At 48.7% G+C, this 19,991-nt stretch carries 14 protein-coding genes, 1 tRNA gene and 1 rRNA gene (1 of these 16 running past the window's edge); 15 read left to right on the forward strand and 1 reads right to left on the reverse strand.

All coding sequences use genetic code 11. From position 1 onward, the window contains the following. The 6 genes from HDCHBGLK_RS06670 to HDCHBGLK_RS06695 form a co-directional block, all read left to right on the forward strand. Positions 1 to 1,861 (forward strand): 23S ribosomal RNA (locus HDCHBGLK_RS06670); it begins 1,035 nt to the left of the window's first position. 146 nt (positions 1,862 to 2,007) lie between these two features. Further along, positions 2,008 to 2,079 (forward strand) — tRNA-Asn (locus HDCHBGLK_RS06675). A gap of 219 nt (positions 2,080 to 2,298) precedes the next feature. After that, positions 2,299 to 3,105 (forward strand): LytTR family transcriptional regulator, encoded by an 807-nt coding sequence (locus tag HDCHBGLK_RS06680; protein ID WP_009249722.1) that lies wholly within the window; start codon positions 2,299 to 2,301, stop codon positions 3,103 to 3,105. Between the two features lie 183 nt (positions 3,106 to 3,288). Further along, the gene (locus HDCHBGLK_RS06685; RefSeq protein ID WP_004605322.1) at positions 3,289 to 4,047 is read left to right on the forward strand and encodes an acyl-CoA dehydratase activase; all 759 of its coding nucleotides are present in this window, start codon (positions 3,289 to 3,291) and stop codon (positions 4,045 to 4,047) included. A 15-nt stretch (positions 4,048 to 4,062) separates the two neighbouring features. Next, positions 4,063 to 5,211: a double-cubane-cluster-containing anaerobic reductase gene (locus HDCHBGLK_RS06690; RefSeq protein ID WP_004605323.1), complete on the forward strand. Its 1,149-nt coding sequence runs from the start codon at positions 4,063 to 4,065 to the stop codon at positions 5,209 to 5,211. Positions 5,212 to 5,320: 109 nt separating this feature from the next. Further along, positions 5,321 to 5,554 carry a hypothetical protein gene (locus HDCHBGLK_RS06695; protein WP_004605324.1) on the forward strand — a complete coding sequence of 78 codons (234 nt, stop codon included), beginning with the start codon at positions 5,321 to 5,323 and terminating at the stop codon, positions 5,552 to 5,554. A 314-nt stretch (positions 5,555 to 5,868) separates the two neighbouring features. On the opposite strand, the gene HDCHBGLK_RS06700 is transcribed toward HDCHBGLK_RS06695, so the two are convergent. Continuing rightward, positions 5,869 to 6,471, reverse strand: coding sequence for a cytidylate kinase-like family protein (locus HDCHBGLK_RS06700; protein WP_004605325.1), 603 nt, complete (start codon positions 6,469 to 6,471; stop codon positions 5,869 to 5,871). 193 nt (positions 6,472 to 6,664) lie between these two features. On the opposite strand from HDCHBGLK_RS06700, the gene HDCHBGLK_RS06705 reads away from it, so the two are divergent. The 9 genes from HDCHBGLK_RS06705 to HDCHBGLK_RS06745 all read left to right on the forward strand — a co-directional run bounded on the left by HDCHBGLK_RS06705 (position 6,665) and on the right by HDCHBGLK_RS06745 (position 19,966). Then, complete coding sequence (locus tag HDCHBGLK_RS06705; protein ID WP_004605326.1) at positions 6,665 to 8,293, forward strand: ABC transporter substrate-binding protein; 1,629 nt, start codon at positions 6,665 to 6,667, stop codon at positions 8,291 to 8,293. A gap of 19 nt (positions 8,294 to 8,312) precedes the next feature. Continuing rightward, entirely contained in the window at positions 8,313 to 9,305 is a 993-nt protein-coding gene (locus HDCHBGLK_RS06710; protein ID WP_004605327.1) for an ABC transporter permease, read from the forward strand. Then, the gene (locus HDCHBGLK_RS06715) at positions 9,305 to 10,129 is read left to right on the forward strand and encodes an ABC transporter permease (protein ID WP_004605328.1); all 825 of its coding nucleotides are present in this window, start codon (positions 9,305 to 9,307) and stop codon (positions 10,127 to 10,129) included. The genes HDCHBGLK_RS06710 and HDCHBGLK_RS06715 overlap by 1 nt, the downstream gene beginning before the upstream one ends. A gap of 12 nt (positions 10,130 to 10,141) precedes the next feature. After that, complete coding sequence (locus HDCHBGLK_RS06720; RefSeq protein WP_004605329.1) at positions 10,142 to 11,059, forward strand: oligopeptide/dipeptide ABC transporter ATP-binding protein; 918 nt, start codon at positions 10,142 to 10,144, stop codon at positions 11,057 to 11,059. 53 nt (positions 11,060 to 11,112) lie between these two features. Further along, entirely contained in the window at positions 11,113 to 11,733 is a 621-nt protein-coding gene (locus tag HDCHBGLK_RS06725) for an ABC transporter ATP-binding protein (protein WP_004605330.1), read from the forward strand. Between the two features lie 40 nt (positions 11,734 to 11,773). Beyond that, positions 11,774 to 12,076 (forward strand): hypothetical protein, encoded by a 303-nt coding sequence (locus HDCHBGLK_RS06730; RefSeq protein ID WP_004605331.1) that lies wholly within the window; start codon positions 11,774 to 11,776, stop codon positions 12,074 to 12,076. Positions 12,077 to 12,162: 86 nt separating this feature from the next. After that, a complete protein-coding gene (locus HDCHBGLK_RS06735; RefSeq protein WP_039909321.1) occupies positions 12,163 to 13,269 on the forward strand; it encodes a DUF3810 domain-containing protein in 1,107 nt (368 codons plus the stop codon). Between the two features lie 563 nt (positions 13,270 to 13,832). Then, complete coding sequence (locus tag HDCHBGLK_RS06740; RefSeq protein ID WP_004605335.1) at positions 13,833 to 19,391, forward strand: metallophosphoesterase; 5,559 nt, start codon at positions 13,833 to 13,835, stop codon at positions 19,389 to 19,391. Continuing rightward, positions 19,391 to 19,966, forward strand: a complete 576-nt coding sequence (locus HDCHBGLK_RS06745; protein ID WP_004605336.1) for a hypothetical protein — start codon at positions 19,391 to 19,393, stop codon at positions 19,964 to 19,966. Before HDCHBGLK_RS06740 ends, HDCHBGLK_RS06745 begins: the two co-directional genes overlap by 1 nt. The last annotated feature ends 25 nt before the right edge of the window (positions 19,967 to 19,991 follow it).

Here is a 19,991-nt window from a genome sequence, read left to right on the forward strand (position 1 = left end):
AGGCCCCAAAATGTGTGTTAAGTGGAAAAGGATGTGGGATTTCGAAGACAACTAGGATGTTGGCTCAGAAGCAGCCATGCATTCAAAGAGTGCGTAATAGCTCACTAGTCGAGAGGTCCCGCGCCGAAAATGTCCGGGGCTGAAACACACTGCCGAAGCCCGGGGATGTACCAAGTACATCGGTAGAGGAGCATTGGATGCGGGAGGAAGCGGCACCGGAAGGAGCCGTGGACCGCATCGAAGAGAGAATGCCGGAATGAGTAGCGAGAGGAAGGTGGGAATCCTTCCGGCCGAATATCCAAGGTTTCCAGAGTAAAGCTGATCTGCTCTGGGTAAGTCGGGGCCTAAGGCGAGGGCGGGAGCCGTAGCCGATGGACAACAGGTTGAGATTCCTGTACCGCGATATGACAGAACTGTGGGGACACGCGTGGAAAGCATAAGCCGGGAATGGAAAGACCGGCGCAAGCGGGGCAGGGGCTGCATAGGCAAATCCGTGCAGCGTAACCCGAAGCCGTGACGCGTACCGAACTGCAAGTAGGGAAGTATGCGAGCCATGCGTCAAGAAAAGCCGCTATCGCTCATATCGCGCCCGTACCGCAAACCGACACAGGTAGATGAGGAGAGAATCCTAAGGCCGACGGGAGAAGCATTGTCAAGGAACTCGGCAAAATGACTCCGTAACTTCGGGAGAAGGAGTGCCATAGAGATATGGCCGCAGAGAATTGGCCCAAGCAACTGTTTAGCAAAAACACAGGTCTATGCGAAGCCGCAAGGCGAGGTATATGGGCTGACGCCTGCCCGGTGCTGGAAGGTTAAGGGGAGAGGTTAGAGCGATCGAAGCCTTGAACTTAAGCCCCAGTAAACGGCGGCCGTAACTATAACGGTCCTAAGGTAGCGAAATTCCTTGTCGGGTAAGTTCCGACCCGCACGAAAGGCGTAATGATTTGGGCACTGTCTCGACAATGCACCCGGTGAAATTGAAGTACCAGTGAAGATGCTGGTTACCCGCGCCAGGACGGAAAGACCCCATGGAGCTTTACTCCAGCTTGATACTGGGATCCGGTATTGCATGTACAGGATAGGTGGGAGGCTAGGAAGCGATGACGCCAGTCGTCGCGGAGCCGCTGTTGGGATACCACCCTTGCAGTGCTGGGTTTCTAACCAGCAGCCGTGAACCGGCTGGGGGACAATGTCAGGCGGGGAGTTTGACTGGGGCGGTCGCCTCCGAAAGGGTATCGGAGGCGCTCAAAGGTCCTCTCAGAATGGTCGGAAACCATTCGCAGAGCGCAAAGGCAGAAGAGGGCTTGACTGCGACACCGACGGGTGGAGCAGGTACGAAAGTAGGACTTAGTGATCCGGTGGTATAAAGTGGGATTGCCATCGCTCAACGGATAAAAGCTACCCTGGGGATAACAGGCTTATCACTCCCAAGAGTTCACATCGACGGAGTGGTTTGGCACCTCGATGTCGGCTCATCGCATCCTGGGGCTGAAGTAGGTCCCAAGGGTTGGGCTGTTCGCCCATTAAAGCGGTACGCGAGCTGGGTTCAGAACGTCGTGAGACAGTTCGGTCCCTATCCGGCGCGGGCGTAGGATATTTGAGAGGAGCTGTCCTTAGTACGAGAGGACCGGGATGGACTGGCCGCTGGTGGATCTGTTGCGCCTCCAGGCGCATGGCAGAGTAGCCAAGCCGGGACGGGATAAACGCTGAAGGCATCTAAGCGTGAAGCCCCCCTCGAGATGAGATATCCCTGGCGTTAAGCCAGTAAGACCCCTTGAAGACGACGAGGTAGATAGGATAGAGGTGGAAGTGCAGCAATGCATGGAGCTGACTATTACTAATCGGTCGAGGGCATGACCAGAGAGGCTGGAAGGCAGAAAAAGACTCGGAGTTGGAGTTTCGGATGGAAGTATTTCCCGTATGCGGTTTTGAAGGTATATATAGGGCACCAGGAGGTCATACTAAAGTGTGGAGGCGGGTGCTTTTCTTCAGTTACAGATAGCATGATCCTCGATAGCTCAGTGGTAGAGCATTCGGCTGTTAACCGAAGGGTCGTTGGTTCGAGCCCAACTCGGGGAGTTATGAAAAATGAAAACATTTCATAGACGAAGGTTTATGGAATGTTTTTATTTATTTAAAAGTCCTGGACGATTGTCCGGGATTTTTGACTATCATAATGAAAGGAGATAAAACAAGAATAAACAGAAGAAATAAGGGAAACCAAATGGTAGCATTCTGGTAATGGCAGTATTCCTGCCTGCTATAATTAACTCAGTTTTAGAAAAAGGGGATAGAAGCATGGCAAGACCAGCATTTACAGAAGCACAGATTATACAGAAGACGTTGGAGAATGTCCGTAGTTTTTACAATCGCAAGCGGGAGATAGCAGCACTGCCAATGGCCGATGATTTTGTCTGGATTGGGGCGTATGATTCCCAGTGGAGCGAAGGCCAGGACCAGTTTATTGAACTTGCTGGTAAGGAGAACGAAGAGTTTCCGTTCCTTTTGTCAGATGAAGAATATCATCTGCTATTTCATGAAAGGAATGTATGGGTTGTATATGGGCACTATAAGGTCACTGCCACAATGGAGAATGGGACTGTATTTCATGCGCATGTCCGGGGAACCTATGTGTGGCGTATGGTAAATGGCGAATTAAAATTGGCCCATGTCCACGAATCTCATGGAGATATGCCAATGAGCCAGATGACTTCTGAAGCAGGACAGTGTCTGGCTGATGTGGATTTTCTGGAATATATGAAGCATATGGATATGCGGAAGGCGAATCAAGAAAAGATTGTATTTCGGGATAAGGAGAAGAATTACCATTATCTATTTCCTTCCGATATTCTTTATCTGAAGGCAGCGGCGCAGTATTCTATCGTGCACACGAAGACGGATAGTTTTAAGACTTGGGGGCTACTGGCTGATTTTGAGAAAAAGGTGCCGGAGACATTCAGACGTATTCATAAGAGTTACCTTGTGAATACGATGTATATCGACAGCGTCAGACGCTATCGGGCGTCCCTGACGGATGGCCAGGAACTGCCTATTGGGAAAGAGCGCTATATGGAATTGAAGAAGCATCTTCAGAATGGAATATAAAGCAGAGGATCCATGTGTCAAAGGAATTAGTGCTACAGATAACATGGATTTATTTAAGAAAGCGGCTACTTATTTGGATTTTCAATAAATGCCATAATATAACAAAAAAAGCAATAAGACACATAAGCCGGGAAATGATAGACTTAAACCATACGGGATTAAACCAAAAAGAGGTGATGGCTTATGAATTATATCGGCATTGACATCGGCTCTACTGCTTCCAAGGTCGTAGTTCGGGGGAGCAAGGAGGCGTATTTTGTGCTGCCCACAGGCTGGAGCAGCAAGGAGACGGCCCAGACTATTCGGGGCAGGTTAAGAGAGATGGAAATTAATGTGGAGGATGAGGCAACCAAGGTAGTTGCCACGGGATATGGCAGAATCGTAGTAGACTATGCGGACCGGACAATCACGGAGATTACCTGTCATGGGCGGGGCGGCCGGGAACTGGCAGGCGAAAACTGTATGATCATTGATGTGGGAGGACAGGATACAAAGGTGATCTCTCTAAGGGATGGCATGGTATATGACTTCTTGATGAATGATAAATGTTCCGCGGGAACTGGAAAGTTCCTGGAGATCATGGCGAACCGGCTGGGGGTTACACTGGAGGAACTATTTGACATGGCTGGGCAGGGAACGGCAATCCCGATTAGTTCTCTGTGTACGGTATTTGCGGAGACGGAGATTATCAGCTACATTGGAGAAGGCCGTGAACGCAGAGACATTGCCGCCGGAGTAGTAGAATCGGTGGCGGAGAAAGTAGCGCAGCTTGCAAAGCGCCAATCCCTACAGGATAAGATCATCCTTACCGGAGGATTGAGCAACAGCCCGTATTTTGCGGGACGCCTGTCGGAGAAACTTGGGAAGACGGTGGAGACAAGGGAAATGGGAAAATATGCGGGGGCTCTGGGCGCCTCGTATCTTGCAGAAGAAAAAGGTTAACAGGAGGAAGAGAAGATGGAACTTATTAAGGAATTGCCAGAGGTATTTGAAGAGTTTGCAGAACAGAGACAAAAATCGTTTCTGGGCATTAAGAAACTGAAGGAACAGGGAGTGCCGATCGTAGGAGTATACTGTACATATTTCCCTCAAGAGATCGCGGTTGCTATGGGCGCGGCAGTGGTGGGATTATGCTCGACATCTGATGAGACGATCCCGGTGGCGGAAGAAGACCTTCCGAAGAACTTATGCCCTTTGATTAAATCCAGTTACGGATTTGCCAAGACTGATAAATGTCCGTTCTTTTATTTTTCCGATGTAGTGGTTGGAGAGACAACCTGCGATGGAAAGAAAAAGATGTACGAGTATATGTCTGAATTCAAGCCGGTTTATCTTATGGAACTTCCAAACCGTCAGACGGAGGAAGGCCTGATTCTGTGGAAAAAGGAGATTATCCGGTTTAAAGAATATTTGGAAGAAAAATTTGAAATAGAGATTACGGAAGAGAAGATACGAGAGGCTGCACATACCATGAATGAGATCAGAAAGTCCATGAAGCGGCTGTCTGCTCTTATGGCAAAAGACCCGGCTCCGGCCACCGGACTAGATATGTTCCATGTCATGTATGGAAGCGGCTTTAAATTTGACAAGACGGCAATCCCAGCGGAGGTGGATACGCTTACAAAACAGCTGGAGGATGAATATGCACAGGGCAAGCATCTTGACAAGCGTCCCCGTATCCTTGTGACCGGCTGTCCGATCGGAGGCGCGACGGAGAAGGTCATCAAGGCCATCGAGGACAACGGCGGCGTGGTCGTTACTTTTGAGAACTGCGTAGGCGCGAAGAACCACGACCAGCTGGTGGACGAAGACAATCCAGATATCTATGACGCCCTTGCGCGCAGATACCTGGATATTGGCTGCTCAGTCATGACGCCAAATCCGAACAGGCTTGACTTAATGGGAAGATTGATCGACGAGTTCCACGTGGACGGCGTGGTCGAGGTGATCTTGCAGGCCTGCCATACATACAATATTGAGACCAAGGGCATCCGTAAGTTCGTAAATGAGAAGGGCAAGCCGTACATCAGCGTGGAGACAGACTATTCCATGGCGGATTGCGGACAGTTGAATACCAGAATGGCGGCATTTGTAGAGATGCTGTAAAAATCCATTCGGGCAATCATAAGATATTGTACCATCCGGCCAATCGATAAAAGAAGTATCGATTGGCCGGTTTTTCTGTCCGGGCTGTGAAAGTTCGCCGACGAATCCAATGTTCAGTGTGTATACGTTTCGCTCTAAGTGCGAGGAAGAGGCAGAGTGCATTCTTGAAGACAGGGCGACCAGGATATTTTTAAATACCCGTGGAGAGAATGACAGCGAGAGGATCAAAAGAATCCATCAACGGGTATGCGAGGTAAGGCTTAGCGAGGAAGCCGGGGTGAAGCATATGCAGGCATGGGAAGAAAAATATTATGAGAAAGAGAATCTGGAAGAGCCGTCATAGAGAAAATCTTTAGAAATCGTCACAGTTGTTCAGTAACGAGAGCGGAAGGGCAGCAGGCTGATCCGGTTTGCCAAAACCAGATTTTATGGAAAGGTGATCCTCAAGGCATGCACCAATAGGTCTTCAGAACTGATGACCTATGTATCCATGTCTTTGTGGCTGGCGGTGGTGGTGGCGGAAGTCATGGCGCTTATCATATCAGCCATCTTCTGTGTTGCGCAGAGAAAGAAATATGGATATTTGTAACGCGCTGGTGCCGGAGCAATATATGCCCCGGCACCATTTAACCGGCAGGATCTGTGTAACAGTCGTTGTCAGATCTGCCCATAGATCTTCTCCAGAATATCCAGCATCTGCTCTCTATCAAAGGCAGCGGTATCCAGGCAGAGATCATAATTCTCCATGTCTTCCCAGTACTGATCTGTATAGTAGTTATAGTAGTAACTTCTATCTTTGTCAACCTTGCGGATCAGTTGTTCCGCCTTTTTCTCATCCAGAGAATAACGCTCCATAACCGTCTGGATACGTTCATCATATGGCGCGTATAAGAAGATGTGGCGGCTTGTCTTGCAGTCTCTTAAGACATAGTCGGCGCAGCGCCCCACAATGATACAGTCTTCCCGCTCAGCAAGGCGAAGAATTACGTCCGACTGGGTCTCAAACAGTTTCTCATCAATGTGTTCGTAACGGTATCTGCGGTCCAGGCCGGAATCCAGATCGACTTGATAAGACCAAGGCTTTTCTCGCTTTTCATCCACGCGTTTTAATTGTTCATAAGGAATATCAATTTGTTCGGAGGCCAGTTTGATGAGTTCCTTGTCGTAACAGTTGATTCCAAGCCTTGCTGCCAGCGCGTTTCCAATGATACGTCCGTCACTTCCGAATTGCCGTCCGATGGTAATAACACGTTTGCTCATATATATACCCCGCTTTCTGTAGGAGGATCCCTTAAAAAGAGAAGGCTCCTTTGTTAATTTCAGTGTAACATGCCCGGAAAAATGTGTAAAGAAAGAAGTTTCCCGTCCTTTCGGCAGGACCCCCTACCGGGGTTGTAACCCCAAAAACGCAATGATATACTGGGTAAAAGGCTGTTTTTAAAGGAGGAGAATCATGAGGAACAGGTTGGTCAGTTTTTTGGGAATGGTACTGCTTTTGACAGGGCTACTTACGGGCTGCGATAAAAGCAGCGCTGAAGCTGGCGCAGCGGCAGATGGGGCAAAAAAGCGGGCAGCGGATGAGGTCATAGTGACGATGCCGACCACGTCCGAGCCAGAATCGGGCTTTGATCCGGCCTACGGCTGGGGGGCAGGGGAGCACGTTCATGAACCACTGATCCAGAGCACGCTCACTACAACGACAAAGGATCTGAAGATTGAAAAGGATCTGGCCACAGACTATCAGGCCAGTCCGGATGGCCTTACATGGACGGTGACCATCCGTGACGACGTGGCATTCACGGACGGGGAGCCTTTGACGGCGGAGGATGTGGCATTTACCTACAATCATTGCAAAGAGAAGAGCACGGTCAATGATTTTACCATGCTTGATAAGGCAGTGGCAGTTGATGATAAGACCGTTGAATTTCATATGACAAGAGCATTTTCTATCTGGCCTTATACCATGGCTGTAGTGGGAATCATCCCGGAACATGCCTATGATGAGAACTATGGGCAGAATCCGGTGGGGTCCGGCCGCTATATTATGAAGCAGTGGGATAAAGGGCAGCAGGTGATCTTTGAAGCCAATCCGGACTATTATGGGGAAAAACCGAAGATTAAGAAGGTGACGGTTCTTTTTATGGAGGAAGACGCGGCGCTGGCGGCAGCTATGGCAGGAAAGGTGGATGTGGCGCATACGGCGGCATCCTACAGCGATCAGCAGATAGAAGGATACAGCCTTCTTGCCGTGCAGACGGTGGATAACCGGGGATTTAACCTGCCTTCTATCGAGCCGCAGGAGAAGGATGGCATCACCTATGGCAATGCATTTACGGCGGATGTGAATGTGAGGCGTGCCATCAACATTGGGATTGACAGGGAAGAAATGATTGAAAACGTACTGAACGGATATGGAACCCAGGCATATAGCGTATGTGACAAGATGCCCTGGTATAACAGCCAGTGCGAGGTAGACTATGACCAGGAAGAAGCCAGAAGGCTTCTTACAGAGGCAGGATGGGTTGAGGGCAAGGACGGCATCCGGGAAAAGGACGGAAAAAGGGCAGTCTTTACCTTGATGTTCAGTACTGGGGACAGCGTCCGCCAGGCACTAGCGGAAGATGCGGCCAATCAGTTGAAGGAAATCGGGATTGAGGTCAAGACGGAAGGCGTAGGCTGGGATGTGGCTTATGACAGGGCCCAGTCGGAGCCGCTTATGTGGGGATGGGGCGCCCATACGCCGATGGAACTTTATAATATTTATCATTCCCTTGAAGGCAGGGGAATCGGGCAGGCAGAGTATTCGCCATATTCGAATGGGCAGGTAGACCAGTATATGGATCAGGCGCTGTCTACAGGCTCTTTGGAAGATTCTTACGAACTATGGAAGAAGGCCCAGTGGGATGGAACCACCGGCATTATTCAGGAAGGAGATATTCCCTGGATCTGGCTGTGCAACATCGACCACCTGTATTTTGTAAGAGATGGCCTTAGGGTTGCGGAGCAGAAGATACATCCTCATGGGCATGGCTGGTCTATCGTCAACAATGTGGACCAGTGGTCCTGGGAGACGGCAGAATAATCAGAAGGGAGGAAGTGGAATGAAGGGGCGCTACGGAATCAAGATCAGTCAAAATATCATACGGGCGCTTCTTCTGATTATTCTGACCAGTATGGTGGCATTTGCGCTGATGAAGGCCTCCCCGGTAGATCCCCTGCAGGCGAACGTAGGGCAGGCCGCGCTGGGGAGCATGAGTCAGGAGCAGATCGGGAAACTGCGTGAATACTGGGGAGTGGGAACTTCCCCTGTCAGGCAGTATCTGTCCTGGGCAGCCGATTTCGCGACAGGGGATATGGGAACTTCCCTTCTGTACCGGCAGCCGGTCAAGAACGTGATTGCAGTCAAACTTTCCAATTCTCTTTTTCTCATGGTGATCGCCTGGATCATCTCCGGAGTTCTGGGATTTGCGCTGGGAGCGATTGCAGGGATGAACGAAGGGCGCTGGATAGATAAGGGAATCAAGGGCTACTGTCTGCTGATTTCAAGTACGCCCGCCTTCTGGCTGGCACTTCTTCTGCTGGTGGTATTCGGAGTATGGCTGCGGGTATTGCCCATTGGAATGAGCGTGCCCATCGGAGTGGAGGCCAGCGGAGTTACATTCACGGATCGGGTATATCATGCGATTCTCCCGGCAGTTACCTTAAGCATTACAGGCGTATCAAATATCGCGCTTCATACCCGGGAGAAGATGATTGATATTATGGATAGCGACTTCATCCTGTTTGCGTTAGCCAGAGGCGAGAGTGGCTTTAAACTGTTCTGGCGTCATGGGCTGCGCAATGTCCTTCTCCCTGCGCTTACGCTGCATTTTGCGTCCATCAGCGAGATTATCGGAGGCTCTGTTCTGGTAGAGCAGGTATTCTCCTATCCTGGGATTGGACAGGCGGCCGTGGCGGCAGGGCTTGGCAGCGATATGCCTCTTTTGATGGCAATCACCATTGTCACCGCGCTGTTCGTCTTTGGCGGAAATATGACCGCCAATATCCTCTATGGGCTGGTAGACCCTAGGATCAGAAGAGGAGGGGCGTCTTAATGAAGAGCATGAACCGTAGAAAGAAAGTATTGGCTGGTGTCATGCTGGCAGCAGGCTTTCTTCTTGTCGTGTGCATCGGAGGCGCTGCCTGCTCGGAATGGGCGGTGGCGACGGACTTTACGCAGAAGAATCTACCGCCGGGAGCGGGACACCTCTTTGGTACAGACTGGATGGGAAGAGATATGCTGGCGCGGACGTTGAAAGGACTGTCTTTGAGCATTCTGCTGGGCATCCTGGCAGCAGGCGCCAGCGCGTGCATTGCCCTGATTCTGGGGATTGCGTCCGCGACGCTTGGGAAAACGGTGGATAAGATCATTACGTTTATGATTGATCTGATTCTTGGAATCCCCCATATCCTGCTGCTGCTTTTGATCTCCGTGGCGCTGGGGAAAGGACTCAGGGGCGTAGCCGTAGGAATCGCGCTGACGCACTGGCCATCTCTTGCCCGGCTGATCCGGGCGGAGGTATTGCAATTAAGAGAAAGTCCTTACATACAGATTGCACAGAAATTAGGAAAGAGCAGATGGTACATTGCCAGAAAGCACATGCTGCCCCACCTGCTTCCTCAATTTATGGTGGGACTGGTGCTTTTATTCCCCCATGCGATCCTGCATGAGTCCAGTATAACCTTCCTGGGATTCGGCCTGTCTTCGGAACAGCCTGCGATAGGCATTGTATTGTCAGAATCCATGAAGTATCTGGTGACGGGAAAATGGTGGCTTGCCCTGTATCCGGGACTCTTCCTGGTGCTGACCGTAATCATGTTTTATGTGGCGGGAGAAGGGCTTCGCAAGCTTGCAGATCCGGGAAGTGTGCATGGATAGGGAGAAGATGAGATGGAATTGCTGAATATTAAGGATTTGAATATATCGTTTACGCAGTATGAGAAAGGAATGCGCCAGATTCAGCTGAATGTGATCCGCAGCCTGGATGTAACCGTAAATTCCGGGGAGATGGTAGCGGTGGTAGGTGCCAGCGGTTCGGGGAAAAGTCTGCTGGCTCACGCGATCCTGGGTCTTTTACCTTATAATGCCTGTCTGAAAGGATGCATGTCTTATCGCGGCAGCGAATTGACGCAGGAAAGAATTGAAAAACTGAGGGGAAATGAGATTGTTATGGTTCCTCAGAGCATTGCGTATCTGGATCCGCTGATGAAAATAGGACCCCAGATCCGTAAGGGGAGAAATGATTCGGCGACGAAAAAGAAGTTAAAAGACATCTTCTCCAGGTATGAACTAAAGGAGGAGGTACAGAACCTGTATCCCTTTGAACTATCCGGGGGAATGAACCGAAGGATACTAATCTCTACCGCGCTGATCGAAGAGCCCGGACTGGTGATCGCCGATGAGCCCACTCCGGGATTGGACTTAAAAGTCGCAAAGCGGGCGATGGGACATTTTCGGGAACTGGCAGATATGGGGGCAGGGATTCTGGTGATCACCCATGATCTGGAACTGGCGCTTGAGGTGGCGGACAGGATTGTCGTATTCTACGCAGGATGTACGGTTGAAGAGGCCAACTCCTGCGACTTTGAACGGGAAGAGACGCTTCGCCATCCTTATACCAAGGCCCTGTGGAGAGCCATGCCGGCGCATGGATTCCAGGCCATCGAAGGAACACAGCCTTACGCCAAGGATATGCACGAGGGCTGCCCGTTTTCCCCCAGATGCCAGTCCTGTACGGAAGCATGCATGCAGGAAGTGAAGCTTCGCAGCCTGCGTGGCGGGCGCGTGCGATGCCTGCATGCGAGATAGGGCGAAGCGCGGGCTAAGGCAGAGGAAGCAAACTAGACAGGAGAAGACAGAGAATGAGATTAGAGGCGAGAGAGGTAACCTACCGATACGGAAAGGATAGCCCGATGATTCTGGAAGACTTCAACTTTCAGATGGAGGATGCGGAACGGGTGGGGATGATAGCCCCCAGCGGATATGGGAAGACCACCATATGCAAACTGCTTTCCGGATATCTGAAGCCGGAGAGGGGGCAGATTATTCTGGATGGAAAGCCGTTGCATTCGGAAGATGGATATTGTCCGGTCCAGATGATCTGGCAGCAGCCGGAACTGGCCGTCAATCCCAGAATGCGCATGCGGGATGTGATACTGGAAGGAGACCAGGTAGAAGAAAGAGTCTGGAAGGAACTGGGGATCGAAGAAGACTGGATGAACCGGTTTCCCGCAGAATTGTCCGGCGGAGAATTACAGAGATTCTGTATTGCAAGGGCATTGGGAAAAGGAACGAGATTCCTGTTGGCGGATGAGATCAGCGCCATGCTGGACTTGATTACCCAGAGCCAGATATGGGACTTCCTGATCAAGGAGACAGAGCGAAGGCAGATCGGGCTGGCCGTAGTCAGCCATAATAAGCCTTTGCTGCATCATATCTGTACCAGGATTGCAAATTTGAACCCGACTGCATATAATAAATAAGTAAGGACAGAATTTTGCCCTTGCTTATTTGCTTTTAGACATGAAAAAAGGCGCAGCGGTAACGAACGCAGTATACTATCATGTACTGGTTTTTGAGATACACAGCACCATGCCTGTAGAAGGAACTTGCTATATCATAAGCAGCAGGTATGGAATTGATTTTGCCAAACTGCGTCTGTCTGTGGATGCAGCCTGCATTATAATCTTGCTGGCCCTGACATTTGCCTTTGGCCTGACCTTGAAGATTCGCGAGGGGACTATAGCGGGGATGCTGGTGCTGGGACCACTGATGGGATGGTGCATGAAATGGGAGAAGAAAGTACTGGAACATATTGACTTATAGCGTCCTCCGCTTTCCTATTCCTTGCTGGTATGTTAGAATATTGGCAGGACATATCGGGAAGGAGAGACAAGGTGGAAAGGCACGTTATGAAGAGGAAGAGACTACATATAACGAACCGAATAAAAGGAATCGCCGGCTGCATATTATTGGCAGCCGGTTTTGCACTGCTTTTTATCTCCAGATTATCCCAGGAGTTTGCCCACTGGTACAGCACGAAGGTGTATCCGGTCTGGGTGGGAACTACGGGCAGGCTGATGAACCTTTTTCCTTTTTCCGTGTCGGAAGTTTTTCTGTATATCATGATTGTCATTATTCTACTGTCAGCAGGAGTGCTGATTATAAAAGAAGTGAGAAGAAAGGCAGGGAAGAAGGAGGCGTGTTCCTGGGGAATGGGCCTGTTCCTGCTTGCGGCCTTTCTGTTCTTTCTCTATGTATTAAACTGCGGGGTCAACTACCACCGGGAATCCTTCTCGGAGAGTTCGGGCCTCCAAGTTGAAAACTATACGGCAGGCGACTTAAAAGAAGTCTGCCAGTGGCTTACCCTGAAGGTAAATGAGACAAGCAGCGAGGTGGAGCGCGATCAAGACGGAGTGATGGTACTGGATATCCCGATGGAGAAATACGCGGCAGAGGCAATGAGGGGCCTGGGGGAGGACTATCCGGAACTGGCCGGATACTATCCCCGGCCCAAGGGATTGCTGGTGCCTTGGATACTCTCTATCCAGAATCTGACAGGGGTCTACTCGCCGTTTACCGTAGAAGCGAATTATAACAGCGGGATGACAGATTACAATATTCCCTTTACCGCCTGCCACGAACTTTCTCATCTGAGAGGATTCATGCAGGAAGAAGAAGCCAATTTCATCGCTTATCTGGCCTGTAGCAGATCAGATAACGTCCAGTTCAGATACAGCGGGAATCTGCTGGGGTGGATCTACTGTATGAGCGTGCTGCATACCGTGGATTATGATGCGTGGGAAGAAGTGCGCCAGACGCTGGCGCCGGAAGTGGAGCCGGATCTTGCTGCAAATCGGGAGTACTGGGCCAGATATGACGGGGCAGTGGCAGAAGTTTCCAACAAGGTGAATGATACCTATCTGAAGGCAAACGGCCAGGATGACGGGGTGAAAAGTTACGACCGCATGGTCGATCTGATCGTCGCTTATTATTTGAAAGTTATCATACGCCGTTAAGAATTTGCCACAATGCAGAGCATTGGATTGATGGTTGGAGGCGTTGCTACGGATGTTAGATTTTCCCTAAAACAGATAACCCGCAAAAGCGGGATAGGGATGATGAGACGAAGGAATGGAGACGTATCATGCCAATCAGAGATTCGGCGGCGCGGGAGTGGAAGAAAAAGGAAAAGCAGGATTTAAGTTACAGATTGGAGGCGTAATCCATGGGTAATGAGGAGATGATATGTTACTGTTCCAATGTAACAAGAGGTCAGATCATAGTTGCTAGGAAAATGAAAAGAATTGAGCCCGCGTGGAACAAGATGTTTACCGTTAATTATGGATATAATTAAGAAATATGTAAGATAATATGAAGAACCGGCAATGGATGAAGAAGTCCATTGCCGGTTCTTTCTACCATGCTGCCGTGACAACTTCATTAAAACGACTTAAAAGTACTTAACAGACTTAAAGTTCCGTTAACAAATTTTTAACCAAAACGGGGTGACAGTGAGGAGCATCTGCATGATAACATATAACCAGCAAAGCCCTAAGACGGGATTAGATGTGATCAGAAGATGAAAGGAATTGAGAAGGAATTGAGAGAGATGTTTAAGTTAGGGAAGAGAGTATGTGCGGGGATAATGGCAGCAGTTACCCTTGGCGTGACATTATTACCGGGAGTGGAGTCTTACGCAGCAGCAGAAGATCTAACAGAAAATCTGAAGATATGTGTTATATCCGACACACATTACTATCCGCTTAATTATGTCAGTGATTGTGAAGACTATAAGACATACGTAGGCGGAGATCCTAAGATGCTGGCAGAATCCGGAGCTATTCTGGATTCTGCACTTGATATGATTAAGACAGATCAGCCGCATCTGGTTCTTGTATCCGGAGATCTTACCAAAGACGGAGAAAAACTGGGACACCAGAACATGGCGAAGAAATTGCAGACGATCGAAGATAAGACGGATGCAGAAGTATTTGTTATCAATGGAAATCATGACATCTATAATTATCAGGATTCCTGCACATTTGAAAATGGTAAGAAAGAACAGGCAACGACCACGACTCCGGCAGAATTCAAAGAGATCTATGGTCAGTTTGGATATAACGGAGAATATGATGCACAGTATTACACACCTCCGACAGGAAAACAGGCAGGCGGTCTGTCTTATTCCGTAACAGTCGGGGATTATGTAATCATCGGAATCGATTCCGGCAGATATAGTCCGGATGCCGATACCGGAATGGATACCAACGAACATATTACTGCAGGACGAATCGACACATCTCTTCTTCCATGGGTTGAACAACAGGTGAAAGATGCGAATGCAAAGGGAAAGACAGTTATCGGACTGATGCATCACGGATTGGTACCACACTTTTCTAAGGAAGCAGAACTGTTAAGCGAGTATGTAGTAGACGATTGGCAGGAGATGGCATCTACACTGGCAGATGCAGGAATGCGTTACATATTTACCGGACATATGCATGCGAATGATATCGCAGAGTACACATCTGTAAAAGGCAATAAGATCTATGACCTTGAGACGGGTTCCCTGGCAGCCTATGGTTCTCCGGTACGTACGGTGACGATTCAGAGAGATCAGACGATGACTGACCAGTCAACACTTCAGTTAGATGAGACGTTTCATGTGAAAAGCACCAGTGTGAAGTCGATCAACTATAACGGAGCGACCATTGATGATCTGCAGGCATATACCATGAACAAGTTATATCCGGAGACGCTGTTTAACAATATGGCTGGCGGAATGTTAAAGCCGATGATTCAGGATGTTGCAGATACGGGAATCCGGAACTATCTTGCGGAGGAAATGCCGGAGTTAGATATAGATACTATTGTACTGGATACTGTGCGAGAGATGTTGGCAGGGGGAATGAATCTGGAACTGGGTTCAGGTATCGGTCGTGTTGCAGTCAGCTATCGAAACGGAGGAATTGAGCTGAAACCTACGGGAACAGCAGGACTCATTGGAACAACCACGATCAGTGATGCACAGATTATCCGGGTGGTAGACGATCTTCTGGCAAAGGTGGAGAACCAGTACCTGAAGAATCCGGATTATCTGTTAGGAAAAGTAAATGAGATTGTTACCAAGGTTTCCCAATTCGGTGTGGGTTCTTTGGATGGTCAGGAAAAGACATTATATGACTTTATCGTATTGCTTCTGACAAGCCATTATGCTGGTGGTGAGAATCCACCGGCATGGGTGACCGAACAGGCACTCCCATATCTCAGAAGCGGGGCAGTCATTAAAGACCTGATGGATATGCTGGTTGGAGACGTCGTAGTGATCGTAAATGATATAGCAGCCAATCTGAATATTGATACCGGAATTGCCTTTAGTGGCCTGTGGAAGACTGCAATTGATTCTCAGACGAATAATGGTAACCTTGCTACTATACTGAAACAATTCAATCTGAATGTAGAAGAGTTGATAAACGGATTAATATCCGAATACATGAGTGACAGTTTCCTGACGGGAATGGGTGGTCTGTTGGATAATTATGCTTCGTCTTTCCTATATGATACAGAAAGCCCGGATGACATTCTGAACGATGAAAATGGACGGACGATCACCTGGTCTACATCGACACCGGTGACTCCGCAGGAACCATCTGTGGCAAACGGACTGGCACCGACGCAGATTGCCATGACCCAGGGAGAATCGGCAGACTCGAGGTACCTGCGCTGGTACACAGGGGCTGGAGTGTCAGGGACTGCTGTGGCACAGATCTCAGAGAGTGGAGATTTTGCGGATGCAGCTACATTTACGGCAGAGACTCAGGAAGTTGTGAAGCCGAAGACATTGTTGAATCTGGGACTGATGGCAACTTATACCACACAGAAAGCACGCAAATACACAGCGAAGATTACAGGACTTGAGACCGGTAAGACTTACTATTACAGGGTTGGTATAAGCGAGACAGGCAATTTCAGCACACCGGTGGCATTTACAGTAAAGAATGAAGAAACATCAGGGTTCACATTTATTAATGTGAATGATTCACAGGGAATGATTGCATCGGATTATGAGACATATCTGAATACGCTGGCAGAAGCTAAGAGTCAGTTTGCTGGAGCAGCATTTGTTCTTCATGCAGGAGATTTTGTAGATGATGGAAGCAATGAGGATTACTGGACATGGGCGCTGGAAGGAGTATCTGAGGCTGTATCTTATATCCCTTCTGCAGGAAATCATGAAGCGAAGTCCAGTGTAGAAGGAATTACGGACCCGAACGCTATTATCTCACATTTTCAGGTACAAAATCAAGACATTCCGAATCAGGATACAAGTACCGGAATCTATTATTCTTATGAGTATGAAAATGCAACATTTATCGTGCTGAATACGAATGATGTAACAGATGACGGATACCTGTCTGATGCACAGTATGACTGGGCTTATGAAAAGGCAGAGAATGCACAGACGGACTGGAAGATCATCCTGATGCATAAGTCACCATATTCCAATGGCCCGCATGCCAAAGATGCCGATGTGGTAGCAATCCGTAAGCAGTTAAATAACCTGGCGGCGGATTGTGATGTGGATCTGGTTATGTCCGGTCATGATCATGTATATAACCGTACTCCGTATCTTGCGCAGGGCAAGACACAGCAGGTGACTACCAGGACAACCTCTTATCAGGGAAATAATTATACTACTGCCGTGAATCCGTCCGGAACGGTGTTCGTGATCGCCGGGACGGCAGGAGTGAAGAATTATGTTCAGACTCCAGTATCTACCGTACCGAGTGAGAAGACATTTCAGCAGACTTGCCCTGTGTATGCAGGTGTTACGATTGATGATGGGAAACTATATTACAGAGCTTACCAGGTGAAAGATGGTGTGTCTCAACTGGTAGATTCCTTTGCCATTGATAAATCAAAAGAGACAGAGGTTCCGGAGTGGAAGAAAGTTGAGGATATGATAGCTGAGCTCCCGGATACCCCTACATTGGATGATGCATCTGAGATCCAGGCGGCAAGAGCGGCGTACAATGCCCTGAGCGATGCTGATAAGGCACAGGTGGCTAATGTGAAACGTCTCGAGCAGGCAGAGAAGATGCTGCGGGCATTACAGAGTATTAATGGAAAACAGACCAGGCATGTAAATAGCAAGTCAGAATTTCTGAATGCACTGAAGGATACGAATGTGGGAACGATCATAACGGATGGTGCTACGATTGAGTTTGAAGACGAATACTGGTGGGGCGGTGCGTATGATAATGTTTGGGAAATTACCAGAGACCTGCGTATTATGGGAAGCTCCAAGTTGACGTATGTTACTTTCCGGGTAAAGAACGGAGCCACACTGATACTGGATGGAGATATCGCGATCGATGATACGAGAGCACAGGGGTCTGGATATGCGTCCTTGAATCCGGTGGAAGTATATGGGAACTCTACGCTGATCACAAGTGGACATGTAGCGTTGCGTACCGAATATGGAACAGGCGGAGAAAACGAAGGTGTCTGCGTGAAGATGATGGAGAATGGAAGCAAGGCAATCCTTGGAAGTGACGGAAGTTACTATGGAGCGGAAGCGGCCGTATTGTCTATAGGATCGGGTACAGAAGTTATCATCAATGCCGGTACTTACGCAAGGAAGAATAACAATCATCGTGCGGTGGACTCCCGGGGAACGATTGAAGTGAATGGCGGAGAGATCGCGAATCTCTGGAGCAATGGTGCTCTATATATCAATGGCGGAACCTTCGATAATGGAAGTAATCTGAATCCACAGATTCCGGTAGATATAGAGGGGACTGCATATATGACCGGTGGAAGGATCACACCATATAATGGGAATGGTGTGAAGCTTAGAAGTACCGGAAAACTGCATATCCTGACAGGCAGTATCGGACAGGCATCCATCGGAAATGTACAGCCATATGTAGGCGCGGTGACAACTCAGAATTACAAAGATATTGAGGTGGGCTACCACAATATTAACGGAAGCGGAAACAGCGACGGCATCTACGAGGCATCCGCAGCGGCCGGTACGGTGGAAAGTCTGGCGAATGCAAACGGAACGAAGCTTGCCGGAAGCGCCGTCGCAGATGGAAGGATGACGGGTACACTGGGAGAAGGCGACCATCATGTATATGGAAAATATTATCTTGCCGGCGGAGGTAAGACAGCGGCAACCGGATTCAGTGTAGACAGTGGCGGAGAAGCGATTGTGTATGGTCCGTCAAGATTTATCGAGAACTATCGGGTGACGGACGCAGTGATTGAGGGAGAAGCGACCAGACTGGTACAGTATCAGGACGGCGCCGTAATTAGGTTAAACGGTTATACCCTTCCTGCCAATGCATTCGATAATGCAGTGAGCTGGACGTCGGATAATGCACAGGTGGCAACTGTAGACCGCGGAAAAGTCACATTGAAGAAGACCGGTACGGCCAATATTACCATGACGTCCCAGTCCAATGCCAGCATCTCTGATCAGGTGAAGATAATGGCAGTAGATCCGGTGATCAATGGAGAGGAGCTTATCGAAGATGACGCACCGCAAACCTATACCGTGGATTTGCAAGCGACAGGTATCGATGAGACGGATCGGAACAGAATCAGTTACAAATGGTCCGTGGATGACTTAAAGGTTGCGACGATAGACGAAACAACAGGAGAACTTACAAAAGTCGGACAGGGAACGGTGCATGTGACAGCACAGCTTCTGTTAGACGGTGTGGCTACGGATATCAGAGTCAGCAAGGAAGTGCAGGTTCGGGATGTTATATCAGTGGAAATCACATGGGGCGCTATGGAATATACCTATGATGATGGACAGTGGAATAAGGATACGCATCAGTATGATGGAAGAGGATGGACTGCAGACACAAGTGAAGGAGATCAGATTCAGGTAAAGAATACAGGAAAAGAAGCTGTGGCAGCAAGATTTGCATATCTTGCGGAAGAAGGTTATACATCTATAGATGGACGTTTTGTAAAAGATAATAGCCCGATTACAGCAGACACACTTCAGCCACAAGAAAAGATGAAGGTACAGCTTCAGCTTAATAATAAGCCGGATAAGAAGATGGATAAAACGACAGTAGGAACTGTCACAATCACAATCAATCGGGAGAGTACGAATTAATGAAAAGAGAAGAAACAGATAGAAATGAGCAGATAGGGAAAAAAAAGAGCAGCGGAAAACGTCAGAAAAACAAAATTTGTATTATCGTCCTTCTGATTATATTGTTACTGGGAATAGGAATTCTTGTGTTTCTGTGCGTAAAAGGTCACAAATCGGATGATTTTGCACCGAAACTTGATTCAACTGCAGAACAGATGGAAGATACCGGGGAGAAGATGGATGCGCCGGAAGGCGGCGGTGCGGTAAGCCTGACATATTCTACCGCAGTTACAATCTCTATGAAAGACCGGACAGCCCAGATTCTGTTCGAGAATCCATCGAAGTCTACCAAAGACACGGTACTACAGCTGACGGTTAAAGGACAGAAAGAAGGACAGGAGTCTGTGATCGCACAGTCAAAACTCATACCTGCAGGGTATAAGCTGTCACAGATGGAACTGGATGATGATGTGGAACTGAAGGTGGGAAAATATGAAGGTAACTTGAATGTATTGTATTATGACAGCGAGAGCAGGAAAAAAGAAGTGGTAGACACGAAGATTCCAGTGACGCTGACAGTGAATAACGGAAATTAAGTTATGCATTCCGTTTTCAATATAG

It is taken from the genome of [Clostridium] scindens ATCC 35704 (genome assembly GCF_004295125.1).
Classification (GTDB): Bacteria; Bacillota; Clostridia; order Lachnospirales; family Lachnospiraceae; genus Clostridium_AP; species Clostridium_AP scindens.

Coding starts and splice junctions, on each gene's coding strand:
- HDCHBGLK_RS06680 (WP_009249722.1), top strand. CDS start 2,299: ATGGCAAGACCAGCATTTACAGAAGCACAGATTATACAGAAGACGTTG.
- HDCHBGLK_RS06685 (WP_004605322.1), top strand. CDS start 3,289: ATGAATTATATCGGCATTGACATCGGCTCTACTGCTTCCAAGGTCGTA.
- HDCHBGLK_RS06690 (WP_004605323.1), top strand. CDS start 4,063: ATGGAACTTATTAAGGAATTGCCAGAGGTATTTGAAGAGTTTGCAGAA.
- HDCHBGLK_RS06695 (WP_004605324.1), top strand. CDS start 5,321: ATGTTCAGTGTGTATACGTTTCGCTCTAAGTGCGAGGAAGAGGCAGAG.
- HDCHBGLK_RS06700 (WP_004605325.1), bottom strand. CDS start 6,471: ATGAGCAAACGTGTTATTACCATCGGACGGCAATTCGGAAGTGACGGA.
- HDCHBGLK_RS06705 (WP_004605326.1), top strand. CDS start 6,665: ATGAGGAACAGGTTGGTCAGTTTTTTGGGAATGGTACTGCTTTTGACA.
- HDCHBGLK_RS06710 (WP_004605327.1), top strand. CDS start 8,313: ATGAAGGGGCGCTACGGAATCAAGATCAGTCAAAATATCATACGGGCG.
- HDCHBGLK_RS06715 (WP_004605328.1), top strand. CDS start 9,305: ATGAAGAGCATGAACCGTAGAAAGAAAGTATTGGCTGGTGTCATGCTG.
- HDCHBGLK_RS06720 (WP_004605329.1), top strand. CDS start 10,142: ATGGAATTGCTGAATATTAAGGATTTGAATATATCGTTTACGCAGTAT.
- HDCHBGLK_RS06725 (WP_004605330.1), top strand. CDS start 11,113: ATGAGATTAGAGGCGAGAGAGGTAACCTACCGATACGGAAAGGATAGC.
- HDCHBGLK_RS06730 (WP_004605331.1), top strand. CDS start 11,774: ATGAAAAAAGGCGCAGCGGTAACGAACGCAGTATACTATCATGTACTG.
- HDCHBGLK_RS06735 (WP_039909321.1), top strand. CDS start 12,163: ATGAAGAGGAAGAGACTACATATAACGAACCGAATAAAAGGAATCGCC.
- HDCHBGLK_RS06740 (WP_004605335.1), top strand. CDS start 13,833: ATGAAAGGAATTGAGAAGGAATTGAGAGAGATGTTTAAGTTAGGGAAG.
- HDCHBGLK_RS06745 (WP_004605336.1), top strand. CDS start 19,391: ATGAAAAGAGAAGAAACAGATAGAAATGAGCAGATAGGGAAAAAAAAG.